The sequence below is a fragment of the Thiomicrorhabdus hydrogeniphila genome (assembly GCF_054656895.1).
In genome coordinates, this window is record NZ_BAAHXL010000001.1 from 2828502 (window position 1) to 2844268 (window position 15767).

Sequence of the window (15767 nt, forward strand, 5' to 3'; positions counted from 1 at the left end):
CTCTTTGAGTAGATAATTCGATGTTTGATATTGGTTTTCTTGAAATTTTAGTCGTACTGGTCATCGCTTTATTAGTGATAGGGCCTGAGCGTATGCCTGAACTTGCCCGTAAAATTGGACAATTCATGGGCAAAATGCGTCGTTTTGTTAATTCGATGAAAGAAGAAGGCCAAGTACAAGAAACTCTTCGTGAAATCAAAGATTCTATGAATCTTGAAGAAGAAAAAACCAATATTCAAAATCTGAGCAAAGAGTTTCAAGATAGCTTAGATTTTAATGAAGTTAACTTAGATGAGCTTAAACGTCCGTTTGGTGGTGAAAACCAACCTGAACAAAACAGTGTAAACCAATTCAATAAAGCCCCTAAACAACCTCAATTACCTACTCAAGAAACAGATTCCACTCCAGAACAAGAAACAAACCTCAGCACTTCTGCAACAGTTGCAGAAAAGAGTTCTTCCACCGTTTCAGAAACAGTACCGCCTGCTCCTGAAAAAGACACTCAAAAAAGTTAGCCCCCTTTATGAGTAACGCTGCACTACCACCAAACGATCAAGAGATGACTTTAATCCAACATTTATTGGATTTAAAAACCAGTTTGACTCGTAGCATCCTAGCCATTATTGTCTTTTTTATATTTCTGTTTCCATTTGCGAATGAAATCTATACCTATGTATCAGAACCGCTAACACGCTATTTGCCTGCAGGCACAAGCATGATTGCAACTGCCGTTGCATCACCTTTTTTAACACCGTTTAAATTAAGTTTTGTATTAGCCATTTATCTTGCTATGCCAATTTTACTTTATCAACTATGGCGTTTTATTGCTCCTGCACTTTATCAACATGAAAAACAGCTGGTTGCCCCACTGCTTTTCTTTAGCTCTTTCTTATTTTATTCTGGCGGGTTATTTGCCTACTATGTGGTATTTCCGTTAGTCTTTGGATTCTTATCGCAATCCGCACCAGAAGGTGTAACCATAGCAACCGACATCAGTCTGTATTTAGACTTTGTTATCAAAATGTTCTTTGCTTTTGGGATGGCGTTTGAAGTACCTATTGTTACGATTTTATTGATTTTAACGGGCATCACTAAACCTGAAAAATTGAGCCATGCACGACCTTATATTGTTGTAGGTGCCTTTGTGGTTGGCATGCTGTTAACACCTCCAGATATTGTTTCTCAAACATTATTAGCCGTACCAATGTGGTTACTGTTTGAGGTTGGTTTATTAATAGGGTCAACCATTGTAAAACGCCGTAAAAAAAGCGAAGACGAAGATGAAACGGAACAAGAGAACGTAGATTCAACCTCTACAAATAACACTGCAACTTCATCAGCAAACCAAGAACAGCCTGAGTATGACTTTGATGACCGTTATGCAGACCAGGTTGACGATGACTTAGATTGGGATGCTGAATTTGATAGAATTGATTCAGAAATGGCGCAATTAGAAAAAGATTATTCTAGTCGTAGTAAGTCGGAGAAATCAAAAGATGAAAATGACGCGACGGATACAACATCTGAAAAAACAGCTGAATCAGAGTCAATTACTCCTGATAAAACGACTGAAGCTCCTAAAGACAGTTCTTCTGAAGACAATTCAAAAGACAAATCTTAATCAATCAAAACCAGGCGTTGTCCAAACGGCTGGTTTTTGCTTGTTCCAAAGCAACCTCTTTTCCCTTTTACTCAGCCCCATACGCGTCTTTGTTACAATCTCGCACTCCTTGCCACTTTTTGTAATTTGTCTCTATACAATATGTCATTCTTCAAATACGTTTGCGCAAACAAACCTTGCCAATAATCAACTTAAGAATAACAGCAGTGCCTATTTGGCTATGCATGGCAATGACCCCGTTCATTGGCAATTATGGAATGCCAATGTTCTAAAACAAGCAAAACAGCAGAATAAATTAATCTTTATTTCTAGCGGTTATTTTGCCTGCCACTGGTGTCATGTTATGCAGCGTGAAAACTATCAAAACCAAACGACTGCACAATTGGTTAACCAATACTTTATACCCGTTAAAATTGACCGAGAACTTAACCCCGAGTTGGATAAAGCCTTAATAGAATTTTCTGAAAAAGCCACTGGGCAAGCAGGCTGGCCTCAACATGTTATTTTGACGCCTGACGGCTACCCTTTTAGTGCGTTTATTTATTTACCTAATCAAAGCTTTACTAACCTGTTACATAAAATAGTCACCTTATGGCAAACTCAGCCAAAGATGATTGAACAGCTTGCACAAAAAGAAGCACAGCCAAATCCACAAATCAAAACCAACCCTAGTGACCCTTTCTTTGAACAAAAGTTTAGCCATCAGCTTATTAAACAAACCAACCATAAAAAGGATGATTTAAGTGGTGGTTTAAAAGCGACCAATAAATTTCCAGAAGCGCCTTTATTAAATACCCTTCTGACCATTAAAAACTTACCCAATGAAACTCAAGAGTGGCTAATATTAACCTTAGAACAGATGCAATCGCAGCACTTAATGGATCATATTAATGGCGGTTTTTACCGCTATACCGTTGACCCAGAATGGCAAACACCACATTTTGAAAAAATGGCCTATACCAATGCGTTATTAGCAAAAACCTTTTTGCTTGCTGGAACACGTTTTAAACGAACTGATTTTTTACAAACGGCCAAAACAACTTTAGAATTTTTGCGCACACAACTCTATTCACCCACAACACAACTTTACCAAAGCAGCCAATCGGCTTTAGATTCTAAAGGTAATGAAGGGGGTAGTTATTTATTTAGCCTACAACAGCTTAAACAAGAATTAACTCAAAAAGAGTTTCAAACAATTTACCAGGCCTGGTCATTAGAACATTCACCGCCCTACGAATTAGGTTGGCATCCAACCCCTATTAAACCAAACTCAATTTGGAAAGAAATAAAACAAAAGTTGCAAACGGCTACAACCAATATACCCACAGACAGCAAAAGTATTTTAGGTTGGAATGGTTTGGTACTAAGCGCATTAAGTCAAGCGTATGCTGTGTTAAAAGAGGATAAATACAAGCACCAGGCAAACCAATTAGCCGATACTTTATCAAACTTAATTACACAACCTTCGCCCCCTAGAGCCTTATCTAATACGGGTAAATTTATGGGGCAAGCTAATCTACAAGATTATGCGTTTATTAAACAAGGTTTAGAAGATTACCAGGCCTGGTTACACACACAAAAATATACCAAAACAATTCAATTTATAGACCAAGCCATTAACCGAAAATTTTACAGTGTAAATGGCTGGCATTACGATGCTACCCCCATACTGCCGCAACAAACTGGTGAATGGGCAATGCCCGATAATGCTATTCCTAGCCCAACGGCATTAATTAACTGCTTACAGCCTCAGTTAACCCTTAATGCTCAACCGTTATTACTGGCACAACCTCTTAATTATGCCAGTTATCTTAATCATCTAAACTGTATTAACCAATCCATAAATCCCGTAAAATAACCGCAGTAAATTTAAAAGGCAAAATATGGGCCCCTTGATTATTCTTTTTGTTCTGCTGTTTTTTTTAACAACACTGCCGAGTCTGTGGACTAAGGCGGTTTTAAATAAACATCGCAAACCTCATCCTGATATACCTGGTACAGGTCTACAGTTTGCTGAACACCTAATTAAAAAACTGGATTTACAGGGCGTTAAACTCGAAGAGACAGAACAAGGCGATCACTACGACCCTATCGAAAAAGTGGTGCGCATATCTACCGCAAACGCGCATAGCAACTCACTTACTGCTATTACTACTGTTGCACATGAAATTGGTCATGCTCTGCAAGATAAAAATGATTACCCTGAACTTAAACAGCGTACTGCCTTAATTGAACGATCTGCCGTTATGCAAAAATTTGCAGGGGTTGCGCTAATGATTACGCCGTTTCTAATTCCATTAGCCCATACGCCAATGGTCGCTTTATTAACGTTTGGAGCCGGCTTTATAGCCATGGGTGTACCAGTAATCATTCATTTAAGTACCTTACCCGTCGAATTTGATGCAAGCTTTAAACGCGCATTACCCCTTTTAAAGGAAGGCGATTATTTAAATAAAAAAGATCAAAAAATAGCCAAAAAGATCTTATTTGCCTGTGCCATGACTTACGTGGCTGCATCGCTTTCTAGCTTATTTAATTTATGGAAATGGCTTAAAGCCCTTAAACGTTAGACATGAACAATCTAAACTTGAGGTTAGCTAAAATTTAGTTCTTTTAGATAGATGAGTTTGCGTTTTACCAGGCCTGGTAAAACGCAATTTAATTCTAATTTAAACACCAATGCATCCTATCGATACACCTTTGTTATACCTTTTTTATACCTTTTTTATACCTTTTTTATACTTCAATTTCCGTTTCTAACTGTAAAGTAACGTGATGAACTTTATGCTTATCAAACAAGTATTGTTTAATGCTTTGCAAAGTTTCGTCATTCACGTGCTGTAAGTCTGTTTTAGCATGTAACGTCATCACCACTTGTTCTTCACTAATTGCCCAAAGGTGAATATGATGAACGCTAGTAATCATTTTAAAATGCGCCTCTAAATCTTCTTTAATGTCTTGTATTTCATAACCGGCTGGTACGCCTTCTAACAAAATATGTGCTGATTCACGTGTTAAACGATAAGCCCCTATACCAATAATCAAAGCAATCACTAAAGAGAGTATTGGGTCAATTGGCATCCACCCTGTGTAATAAATTAAAATCGCCCCACCAATAACGGCAACAGAACCTAAGGTATCGCCCAAAAAGTGTAAGGTTGCCCCGCGCATATTCATATTATGTTGATCGCCAGAATGCAAAATCCAAAATACGACTAAATTGTTAAGCAAACCAATCAAGGCAATTATAAACATCTCTTTACCCATGACTTCTTGCGGTTCTATAAACCGGTGAATCGCCATAACGGCAATACCCGCAACAATTAACAACAAGGTAAAACCGTTAATAAACGCCGTTAGAATCTGAAAACGTTGGTAACCAAATGTCATACGTTCATTAGCAGGTTTTTGTGCAATATGATAACCCCACCAAGCCACACCTAATGCCATGGCATCAGTCATCATATGTATACCATCGGCTACTAACGCTATTGAATTTACCCAAAGACCGCCAATGATTTCAACCATCATATAACTGGCAGTAATAATGGCGGCAATCATAATCTTACGTTTATTAGACTTATTGGCTTGACCAATATGATTATGGTGATGTGATACAGGCTGAACGCTCATGTAATCTCCTTCAAATACAGAGGCAATATGGTAAATAGATAATGTGTAAAAATAACGGCATTAATTGTATCACTTTGTTTTAGCAACAGACCAAGCTTGAATAAAGTCTACCGAAGTTTTAGCCTGAATTAACTCCGCTAAAGACTGCATGGTGGCTCCAGTGGTAATAACATCATCCACCAAAGCAATATTTTTAAACCCTAGAAACTTACGAGCATCAAGCTTAAAGGCATTTTTAAGATTTTGACGTCGTTGTTTGGCATTTAAATGTGTTTGGCTTGGCGTATTTTTAATACGAGTTACCGCTTTATTAAGCAAAACAATATTCAGTTCTTTTGCTACCGTTTCTGCAATTAATTGGGCTTGATTAAACCCTCTATCTTTATAGCGCTGGTCAAATAAGGGTATGGCTATAATCGCCTCAACCCCTTTTTTATCTATACGTTCTGCCAATAACTCACCCAAAATTCGTGCATAAGCCGTGTTGCTGTTGTATTTTAAACCGTGTATTAATTCCACCAATTCTTTATCAAAATAAAACCCAACTTGAGTACGCTCAAAAGAAGGAGGATTAGCTAAACACGCGCCACAAACTTTACTGTCTTTACTTGGCTCACAACATTGCGGACACACTTCACTCGGCACTGGCCAATGGCCAACCAAACTGGGTGAAATATCTTGTTTTTCACAGGCCTGGTGTGTCAACACACATTCAGGAGGTAGCAACCAACGTTCTAGCCAATGCATAAACACCTCTTTTGTTCACAACCTATCAGCAAACCTTTGCACAAGTTATTAACCAGTAAATTATTAACCAGTAAAAATAGCCAAAATATCACAAAATTTTCGTTTTAAAATCGGCCTAAACCCCTATATTTACTTGCTTTAAACTTTTAGCCAGTAAATTTTTTATTATTTTTCTTTCATCCATGACTCGTGCAAACGTCTCATAAGATATAATAACCTAATTCAAAATTTATTCACAAAGCCCTCTTTTTAAAAGGGTTTTGTTAGCACAAAAATGGAAAGCACTATGACAATGCAAAATCTTGGACAAATTCGCCACGACTGGACTCTTGAAGAAATTAGAGCCATTATGGATCAGCCTTTTAATGACCTAATGTTTCAAGCACAAACCGTGCATCGTCAAAACTTTAACCCAAATGAAGTGCAAACCAGTACCCTGGTTAATATTAAATCAGGCGGTTGTGCCGAAGACTGTTCTTATTGCTCACAAAGTGCTCGTAACTACACCGACATAGAAAAAGAACAAATGATGGAAGTTCAAGAAGTTCTTGAGCAAGCTCTAGCGGCAAAAGAACGTGGTGCTACTCGTTTATGTATGGGTGCGGCTTGGCGTAATCCAAACAAAAAGGACTTTCCTCGTGTATTAGAAATGGTACGTGTGGTTAAAGATTTAGGCTTAGAAACGTGCTTAACATTAGGTATGTTAAATGATGATCAAGTTGCCCAACTTAAAGAAGCGGGCTTAGATTATTACAACCACAACTTAGATACATCAGAAGCATTTTACCCACAAGTCATTACTACACGCAGTTATCAAGACCGCTTAGATACCATTGATAAAGTACAACAAGCCGGTATTAACGTATGTTCTGGCGGTATTATTGGCATGGGTGAACAGCACAAAGACCGTGCAGAACTATTAAAAACATTTGGTAATATGCGCGTGCACCCTAACTCAGTGCCTATTAACTTATTAGTGGCCATTGAAGGTACACCTTTAGCACACATGAAAGGCAAAACAGACTCTTTTGAATTTATTAGAGTCATTGCCGCCGCACGTATTATTATGCCGCAAACCTATGTGCGTTTATCTGCAGGGCGCATGACCTTAACAGATGAAGCCCAAGCCTTTTGTTTCTTTGCGGGTGCAAACTCTATTTTTTACGGTGATAAACTACTCACAACTGAAAATCCAGAGTCAGACCACGATATACAATTGTTTAAAAAGCTAGGTATTGAAATGCAAAAAAATGCCAAAGCCGAAAAACAAGCCAAACAAATGGCAGAACAAATTACCGAACTTACGGCTTAAAATATTTAAGGGGTTCAGTGATTAAGCTGAACCTCTCAATACCTTATCATCATGTCAATTAAGCAACGCTTTACCCCTCTTTTAGCAGAGCGCGAAACAGAACATTTGTATCGCCGTCGTCCACTGGTGTTTTCGCCACAGCAACCTGTTATGCAAATTAATGGCACTGATTGCATTAATTTTTCATCTAATGACTATCTTGGTTTAGCCAATAATCCACAAATTAAAGTGGCGTTAATAAATGAATTAAAAAACGGCGACAGCAGTTATGGTTCTGGTGCCGCGCACCTAGTCACCGGACATCATTTACACCACCATCTTTTAGAAGATGAAATCGCGGATTGGCTAGGCACGGAACGTGCCCTGCTATTTTCTACGGGGTATATGGCTAACTTAGCGGTGCAACAAACCTTAATGCAAGCGGGTGATACCATTTTGGCGGATAAGTTAAATCACGCTTCTCTGATTGATGGTGCAAAACTGTCTGATGCGGATTTTAAGCGTTACCCTCATTTAGATATGCAAGCTTTAGAACGCCGTTTACAACAAGCGCAAGCCAGCCAAAGCCAAGCCATGATTGTGACTGATGGTGTATTTAGTATGGATGGCGATATGCCACCTTTAAACACCTTGCAACAACTTGCCCAAAAATACCAGGCCTGGTTATTTGTAGACGATGCCCACGGCATTGGTACTTTGGGTGAAAACGGTAAAGGCTGTTTTGAACATTTTGGTTTACAGCCTGATGAAAACACCATTATTGTAGGTACTTTAGGTAAAGCGTTTGGTACATCGGGTGCCTTTGTAGCAGGAAGTCAGGTAATGATAGAAACGCTCATTCAATTTGCTCGTCCATACATTTATACAACGGCCATGCCACAACTCAATGCCTTAGCCATTCGTGAAGCCTTAAAACTGGTACAAAATGGCAAAGCTTCACGTGAAACCTTAAAACAAAACATTCTGCACTTTAGAGAAGGTGCTAAAAAAATGGGCCTACAACTTTGGCCTAGCGACACGGCTATTCAACCCATTTTGTTAGGCAAAAGTGAAACCGCAATGGCATGGAGTGAAGCCTTAAAACAAGCTGGTTTTTGGGTTACTGCCATTCGCCCACCAACGGTTCCTAAAAACCAAGCACGCTTACGCGTTACGCTGTCGGCAACGCATAACAGTGAACAAATTGACCAGCTTTTAGCGGCATTGCAAAAGATTCAATCCACTAGCTAGTTTATCGATTTTTTCATCAACTCTGGCCTTCTACCCTCGCCTTTGCGTCATCTCAAGCAATTTGTCATACAGCAGGGTTATTTTTATTTTCAAGGTTAGGCTATACTTATCACAGATACTTTTAATCTTTAAGTAAGACTTTTATAAACTTTTTACGAGAAGCCAACATGCTTACGGTTGTTAAACAGAATAAATGGAAAACCGCGATAATTTCTTCTTTTATTGCACTGTTACTCATACTGCCTTACATCTTGCAGTATGCTGTAAAAACCGCCATTTTAGACTACACCAAACCTTATGGTATTGAGCAGGTCGATTTATCAGATTTATCCCTAAATCTTTTTAAAGGCACCTTAAGCATTCACCAATTAGAACTGTATAAAAAACCTGAAAACAGCAGCCATCCTTCGCAAAAAAGCGTTATTCATATTAAACAGTTAGGCATTGATTTTGAGTGGTTACCCCTGTTTAAAAAACATCTATCGATTCAAGGGTTATCCTTTAACGATGCCAATCTTCCGTTTAAATTAGACGATCAAAACCGTTTGTATTTAGCCAATATTCCCTTATTTTCTGAGCAAACAAAAACCGCATCAGAAAATTCATCTAGCACGTTTTTACCAGGCCTGGATAATGTTGAATTTAACAATATTCAGCTATCTCTGGCACATCAATCAAAAACCACCACCTTTACCATTAATCATTTAAGTTTGAACCATCTTTATGCTTGGTCAAATCATTTTGGTCGCTTACAGTTCAAGGCTTTATTAAACAATCAACCTGTTCAAGCTAATTTGCAATTACACCTGTTTTCAGAACATCCTAAAGTAGTAGGAACTTTAAAAACCAATGCCTTAGACCTTGGCAACTTTTCTCAATTTATTAAAAACAAACAACTTAACGTGCAAGGTAAATTAACAAGCGATATTACTTTTACATTTGAACAAACAGACCTTGGGCCTAAATTATTTGAACAAGGACAAATATTACTGCATGACTTTGCTATGAATCAAACGGAGGTTGCTGTAAATAAAACAACACCAAATGATTCTCCAACCCCTAAAGCAGACAATACAAAATCAAGCTTACAAGCGGCTTTTAATAACCTAAGCTGGAAAGGTGATTTACTTTATAGCCAAGATAAAAATGACCAAAAAATTGACCTTGATGGCACATTAAGTTTACAAAAATTACTGGCTAATCAAGGCAAGAAAAACATAGCAATTGCCAGCACATCTTTAGCAGGAAAAAGCCAAATAACATTGGGCAAAACGATAAATGTAAATGCGAATGAAAAATTAAATTTAACGGGTTTATCACTACAAGACAAAGCCAGTCAACAGGCTTTATTAACGGATATATCGGCCACACTTAATACCAAAGTAAATATTGATGACGATAAAATAAAGATTAACCATAAGGGGGATTTAACCCTTAAAAACCTAAGCGGTTCGCAACAAGATTTACTGGCTAAATTACAGCAATTTAAGTGGGACGGCTTACTTAATGTTACCTCCGATAAAACGGTAACCATTCAATCAACAGGTAAATTAGCCTTAAATCAATTTAACTTAGCCAATAGCCAACGTAATACAACCATCACTCAAATAAACAAAGCGAATATTGCCAATTTTAGCCTGCAAAGTCTGGATGATATAAAACTAAGCAAGTTAAACGTAAATGGCTTTTCTCTTGGTGAACCCGTTAAGCAAAAAAACAAACAACCAGGCCTGGTAAAAATACAAAATATTGCTGTAAATACGCTTAATTATCAAAAGCAGAATACGCAATCATTTATTGATATTGGCCAGGTCGTTATTAATGGTAGCCAAACGCATATTAGCTTGAATAAAGATGGCAAAATAACTCAGTTAGAATCCTTATTAGCAGCCTTGCCTACTACATCGAGTAAAGACGCTGAACAGACCAACAAACCTATTACAAAAACTAAAACAACAAAAGAAAAACCTATAATCGAAAAACCTATAAACGAAAAACAAAATACTGAGCAGAGTAACCTTAACTACCAAATTGCAGGGTTAACAATTACTGGCAATAACCCTATAACATTGATTGACCAACAAACCACGCCAGTAATGCAACAAACCGTACAAATTAAAAACTTAAAAGTCGGTAAAATCGCCAGTAAATCCCCTCTTAAAGCGACTCAATTTGCTTTAAATATTGCTTTTGATGAATTTAGTAAACTGACCAGTAAGGGAGTTTTTACCCCATTAAAACCTACGCATGAATTTAATGCCAATACCAACCTAGACGGTTTACCCTTAACAAGGTTATCGCCTTTAGTAGAGCACAAAGTGGGTTATGAAATTACCAGCGGTCAGTTAACGGCAGAATTAAAAACCGATATAAAACATAACACCATTAAAGCGCAAAATGAATTGCACTTTAATAAACTCGAACTTGAACAAGCAGATTCCGAAAAAACCGATAATTTAAACAAAGGGTTTCCAATTCCTTTGCAAACGGGCTTAGCGATGTTGCAAGACAAAAACGACAATATTGAACTGTCGTTGCCAATTGAGGGCGATTTAAGCCAGCCCGATTTTAATATTAACGATGTTATTTCTACCGCATTAGGCAGTGCCTTAGCGGGAGCAACTCGCACCTATTTGCTCTTAGCGTTACAGCCCTTTGGCGCCATTGCTTTAGCGGGAGAATATGCTTTGGACAAAGCATCGGCTATCACTTTACAGCCCGTTAAATTTATAAATGGCAGCGATAAAATCACCCCTGAAATGCAAACTTATTTAACAAAAATTCAAGGCTTACTTAAAGAACGTAAAGCCATTCAAATTAAGCTTTGTGGTGGTGTCACTGAAACGGATCGCATTGCATTAAAACAACTTGCTATAAAACAAGCTATCGCAAAACAAACAAAGCAACCTACTGATAAAACACCGACTAATTCTGATAATAAACAAACGATAAATGTACCTGATATTAAAATCAGTAATGCACAACTCCTTCATTTAGCTGAAGAACGTCAAAAAAACATTAAACGTTATTTACTAAAATTAGGTGTCACTGGCGGCCAAGTTTTTATCTGTAAACCTAAAATAATTAAAGACAGTACCAACGATAAAACAAATGGTCAGGTTAAGTTAACAATATAGAAATTTATTCGTCGTAGAATATTCACAATAAAAAATGATTTTACCAGGCCTGGTAAAAAGATAAATTAACATCAAAGCAAGTTTACAAGCCTAAATGCATCATACCGAACCTTTTAAAAAACGCTAAAATAGCCGCATGAAATTAAACACGATTGTTATTCCATCCCTTAATGAAAACCAACAGCCCAATCCTAACCTCACCTTAATTCACGGTTGGGGAGCAGAAAGCCGTGTTTGGGAAAAATGGGCAACTGAAAAATTTGCCCCTTTTTACACCGTTACCCTAATTGATTTACCTGGTTTTGGGCAAAGTTCTGCGCTACCTAACAGTCCAACAATAGAAGACGACTGGATAGACGCACTAATTGAGGTTTTGCCTGAAAAAACCCACCTTTTAGGTTGGTCGTTAGGCGGACTTTTGGCACAAAAAATTGCCTTACGTTGCCCACAGCGAATTCAAAGTTTAATCTGCTTGGCCACTACGCCACGCTTTACTCAAAACGATGGTTGGCAACGCTCGGTTAGCCCCAAAATTATTAGTGATTTTATTCAAGCAATTAGCATAGAAGTTTCTGCCGTTTTAAAAAAGTTTTGGCGATTACAGCTACAAGGTTCTGACAATAGCCGTGCTTTAATGAAAGAGTTAGTGAAGCACATGTCAAACCGTAATATGCCAAGTCTTAAACCGCTTAACCAAGGTTTAATTTTATTAAAAGACATGGATAATCGTGAGCAACTGGTAAATTTACACATGCCTACATTATGGCTACTAGGTGAAAAAGATCCGCTTATTCCGCAAGATATTCGCTTAAATTTAGCGCAACTGCAACCTAGCGCCCAAATCAAAGTAATACCAGGAGGGAGCCATATTCCTTTCTTCTCCCAAGCCGATGAAACGGCTGATTATATTATTGATTTCTTAAACCAAGTGAAATCATAAATAGCTTATTAACAATGACATCCTTTAAATCTTAAACATTTATTTAATAAAGCCAGAGCCCTATGCAAAACTTCAGTCGTCAACATATTCAAAAGCATTTTAATCATGCCGCACCAAGCTATGATGAGGCAGCGATTTTGCAAAAAACCGTGGCTGAACGCATTGATGAACGTTTAGAGCTTACAACAATAGAACCTAAAACTATTTTAGACTTAGGCGCAGGAACGGGCTTACTTACAGAAAAAGTTATTGCACGCTATCCTAATGCGCACATCTTTGCGGTTGATTTATCCTGTAATATGCTACAAATTGCCGCACCAAGATTACAAGGCGCACGCTGGCCAAGCCTACCCAAAAAGCTCAATGGATTTTTACAAAACTGTAAAATCACAAAAAAAATAGCCTCGCGTACTGCGGCTAAATCCATTAATGCTGACGTTTATCAGCTGCCGTTTGCCGACAATAGTGTTGACCTAATCGTCAGCAACCTTATGCTGCAATGGTGCGATGATTTAGACGGTGTTTTTAGTGAATTTAGGCGTGTCTTACGCCAAGATGGTTTATTAATGTTTACTACCTTTGGCCCCGACACTCTAAAAGAATTAAAGCAGGCTTGGCAAGTGGCCGATGCCGACTATGAACATGTAAATAACTTTATTGATATGCACGATGTCGGAGATGCGCTTATTCGAGCAGGTTTTGGACAACCTGTAATGGATATGGAGATTTTTACTTTAACCTATGACAAACCCATTGGTGTACTGCGTGATTTAAAAGCCATTGGCGCAACAAATGCCACTCAAAAACGCAACTCTGGGCTAATGGGAAAACAGCGTTTTGCACAAATGCTTAACGCTTATGAAGAACTAAAAAGCCCTATTGATAATAAAATACCTGCCACCTATGAAGTTGTTCATGGCCATGCTTGGGCAGCTCAAGAAATTTTTAAAGGCCCAAATCGTGATAAATCAGGACACATTGAGATTTCTTTAGATGAGTTTTCTAAACAGCTCAAAAAATAATCAATCCAATATATGAAACAAAATTATTTATCTTAAATTCACTTTATACATTGGTCATTAAATCCTTTCCAATTTAGTTCCCTGTACATTTATAAGCACTTAAGCTTACAATGATAGCTTAAATGATTTCTTATAGGAGAATCTACAATGGCTGCGCATTATAAATCTCGGTTAATAAAAACCTTTACACAACTTTCATTTGCTGGGATTCTTCTTTCAATACTGACGGCATGTAGTGGCATACCAGTTAGCCAAGATTTTACAGATCGTAATGATTTAACCAATTATCAAACTTACCAATGGTTGCCTGCCAATATGCAATCAGAACCAAAGGCACAACAGTTAAAAACTCAAAAGCCTTTTATTGCACAGCGTATAGAAACCGCAATTTTAAATAACCTACACAAGCGTGGCGCTTTAATTGATAGAAACCAAGCTCAAGCCTATATCAGTTACCACTATTCTATAAGTAAAACTCAAGTCGTTACCCCTTCTACTAGCGTTGGTTTTGGTTGGTTTGGTCGTAATGTAGGCATTGGTACACGTGTTCCATTAGGCTACGATACTGATATTTATTACGACGTGAAATGGCAGGTAGATATTTACAATGCAAACGGTAAATTAATTTGGACAGGTGAAAGCATTAGGCCTTTAAAAGAGTTTGAAACCCCAGAAGAAGCACAAACTTATACCCAAGAAGTGATTGATGCGATTATGGCGCAGTACCCACCTAAACAATAGAGTTTTAAACCATGGTTATTTAAGGTAACTCTTTTTTGTGGTTAATTATTCAATATGTAAATCAACCTTATATTTTCGACAAAACAAAAAAGCCCTATTTGTCTTACGCCTTTTGAGCGGTCAACAAATAGGGCTTTTGTTTTTAAGTAAAACTAATTTTACTGTTTTGGTGCTTCTTCAGTAACAGGGGTTGCTTGTTGTGCTGTTGTTAATACATTTGCTTTTAAAAAAGCTTCAAAGCTTTCTTTATCTGCAAATGATTGCGTAGAAACAACCTCTAGATTTTTTAGATTAAGAACTAAAACTTGTTCTTTATCTACGTCACCTAAATGCATTTTTTCTAGCTCCGCTTCATCACGAATTAACCCAATTTGAAAGGCAAAGTCTTTCATTTTAGGTATTGCGATCATGCTGGTAATAAACCCTGGCATACCTGAAACATCAGCAATATAAAGCATTTTATACTGGTTTAAATCTTTTAATTCTAACTCAGAGAATGCTTCTTTAACGGCAGAACCTGCATTTTTAGTTTGCGTTAATACCAACCAGTTAGTATCTTCATTTAATGCTACTGGTTTTTCCCACTGATCTTCAAATTGTTGTGCTTTAAGCGTTTGAGCTTGAGCCATAAACGCTATCGACATCAAAAAAATGGTTAATATTGATTTCATATTAATTTACTGCTTTTGAAAAACTAAATGCACCACGAATATCACCTTGTTTATAACCTGTTGCTTTATCTTCTGGGTAGAATTTAGCAATTGCTTGTTTTACAGGTTCTGAGATATTAGTACCGTGGCATTTTAAACATACTTCACCAGTTGGTAGTGGCTTCATGTAACGGAACGTACTTTTATCACCATCGTGGATAACTTCAGAAAATTCCATTTTCTTAACAGGCTCTCCGTCTTTTTTAAGCGTTTCAAATTTCTCTAAAACCGTTGTTTCCCAAGCGTCTGGTTTAGCCATTGCACCACGAGGTTTTAAGCTAACACGAGTCACTGTCCAACCAGATTTTTTAGCTAAATCCATTGCAATTCTTGGCGCTTCACCGTGACAAAAACCTATAGCGTGTACTGGACCGCCTGCTTTCATTGCTTTTTGAAGTTCTGGCTTAAGCTCACCACCAAATGCTTTTACTATGGTACGTGCTTCTTTTAGATCGGCCGCTGTATCTTCTGCAGCAAATGCGACAGATGAAATTGATGCACTTAATAGTGCCGCTGTAATAAGTTTGAAGTTCATGTTGTTACTCTTATTTTAGGAATCTGTTTTATTCAAGACGATAAGTCTTTCTAATCGCTTACATTCTATTGAATAATATCAATAAATCAACAATTTTATATCCATATAAATTTTATTGATTTATTAAGTACAATTACGA

At 37.6% G+C, this 15767-nt stretch carries 14 protein-coding genes; 10 read left to right on the forward strand and 4 right to left on the reverse strand.

The window, feature by feature from the left end; translation table 11 throughout:
- Positions 1 to 20 precede the first annotated feature (20 nt).
- Genes tatB through ACYQ0E_RS12755 form a run of 4 tightly spaced genes read left to right on the forward strand, consistent with a single transcriptional unit; the run spans position 21 to position 4191 of the window.
- Complete coding sequence (gene tatB / locus ACYQ0E_RS12740) at positions 21 to 515, forward strand: Sec-independent protein translocase protein TatB (protein WP_460188603.1); 495 nt, start codon at positions 21 to 23, stop codon at positions 513 to 515.
- Between the two features lie 8 nt (positions 516 to 523).
- Positions 524 to 1621: a twin-arginine translocase subunit TatC gene (gene tatC, locus ACYQ0E_RS12745; RefSeq protein WP_460188604.1), complete on the forward strand. Its 1098-nt coding sequence runs from the start codon at positions 524 to 526 to the stop codon at positions 1619 to 1621.
- Positions 1503 to 3479 carry a thioredoxin domain-containing protein gene (locus ACYQ0E_RS12750; protein WP_460188605.1) on the forward strand — a complete coding sequence of 659 codons (1977 nt, stop codon included), beginning with the start codon at positions 1503 to 1505 and terminating at the stop codon, positions 3477 to 3479. The genes tatC and ACYQ0E_RS12750 overlap by 119 nt, the downstream gene beginning before the upstream one ends.
- Positions 3480 to 3504: 25 nt before the next feature.
- On the forward strand, positions 3505 to 4191 hold the full coding sequence (locus ACYQ0E_RS12755) for a zinc metallopeptidase (RefSeq protein ID WP_460188606.1): 687 nt from the start codon (positions 3505 to 3507) through the stop codon (positions 4189 to 4191).
- Between the two features lie 166 nt (positions 4192 to 4357).
- Here the strand turns inward: ACYQ0E_RS12755 and ACYQ0E_RS12760 are convergent, their stop codons facing one another.
- Entirely contained in the window at positions 4358 to 5254 is an 897-nt protein-coding gene (locus ACYQ0E_RS12760; protein ID WP_460188607.1) for a cation diffusion facilitator family transporter, read from the reverse strand.
- 69 nt (positions 5255 to 5323) lie between these two features.
- Positions 5324 to 6001 (reverse strand): ComF family protein, encoded by a 678-nt coding sequence (locus ACYQ0E_RS12765; RefSeq protein WP_460188608.1) that lies wholly within the window; start codon positions 5999 to 6001, stop codon positions 5324 to 5326.
- A gap of 292 nt (positions 6002 to 6293) precedes the next feature.
- Between ACYQ0E_RS12765 and bioB the strand changes: the two genes are divergently transcribed.
- The 6 genes from bioB (at position 6294) to ACYQ0E_RS12795 (ending at position 14383) form a co-directional block, all read left to right on the forward strand.
- Complete coding sequence (gene bioB / locus ACYQ0E_RS12770; protein WP_460188716.1) at positions 6294 to 7313, forward strand: biotin synthase BioB; 1020 nt, start codon at positions 6294 to 6296, stop codon at positions 7311 to 7313.
- Between the two features lie 51 nt (positions 7314 to 7364).
- On the forward strand, positions 7365 to 8543 hold the full coding sequence (gene bioF / locus ACYQ0E_RS12775) for an 8-amino-7-oxononanoate synthase (RefSeq protein WP_460188609.1): 1179 nt from the start codon (positions 7365 to 7367) through the stop codon (positions 8541 to 8543).
- Positions 8544 to 8710: 167 nt separating this feature from the next.
- Positions 8711 to 11680 carry a DUF748 domain-containing protein gene (locus tag ACYQ0E_RS12780; RefSeq protein WP_460188610.1) on the forward strand — a complete coding sequence of 990 codons (2970 nt, stop codon included), beginning with the start codon at positions 8711 to 8713 and terminating at the stop codon, positions 11678 to 11680.
- A gap of 136 nt (positions 11681 to 11816) precedes the next feature.
- On the forward strand, positions 11817 to 12620 hold the full coding sequence (locus ACYQ0E_RS12785) for an alpha/beta fold hydrolase (protein WP_460188611.1): 804 nt from the start codon (positions 11817 to 11819) through the stop codon (positions 12618 to 12620).
- 62 nt (positions 12621 to 12682) lie between these two features.
- Positions 12683 to 13642: a malonyl-ACP O-methyltransferase BioC gene (bioC, locus tag ACYQ0E_RS12790; protein WP_460188612.1), complete on the forward strand. Its 960-nt coding sequence runs from the start codon at positions 12683 to 12685 to the stop codon at positions 13640 to 13642.
- Between the two features lie 147 nt (positions 13643 to 13789).
- Complete coding sequence (locus tag ACYQ0E_RS12795; protein ID WP_460188613.1) at positions 13790 to 14383, forward strand: DUF4136 domain-containing protein; 594 nt, start codon at positions 13790 to 13792, stop codon at positions 14381 to 14383.
- Positions 14384 to 14541: 158 nt separating this feature from the next.
- On the opposite strand, the gene ACYQ0E_RS12800 is transcribed toward ACYQ0E_RS12795, so the two are convergent.
- Entirely contained in the window at positions 14542 to 15054 is a 513-nt protein-coding gene (locus tag ACYQ0E_RS12800; RefSeq protein ID WP_460188614.1) for a hypothetical protein, read from the reverse strand.
- A 1-nt stretch (position 15055) separates the two neighbouring features.
- Positions 15056 to 15628 (reverse strand): Tll0287-like domain-containing protein, encoded by a 573-nt coding sequence (locus tag ACYQ0E_RS12805; RefSeq protein ID WP_460188615.1) that lies wholly within the window; start codon positions 15626 to 15628, stop codon positions 15056 to 15058.
- Positions 15629 to 15767: the final 139 nt, after the last annotated feature.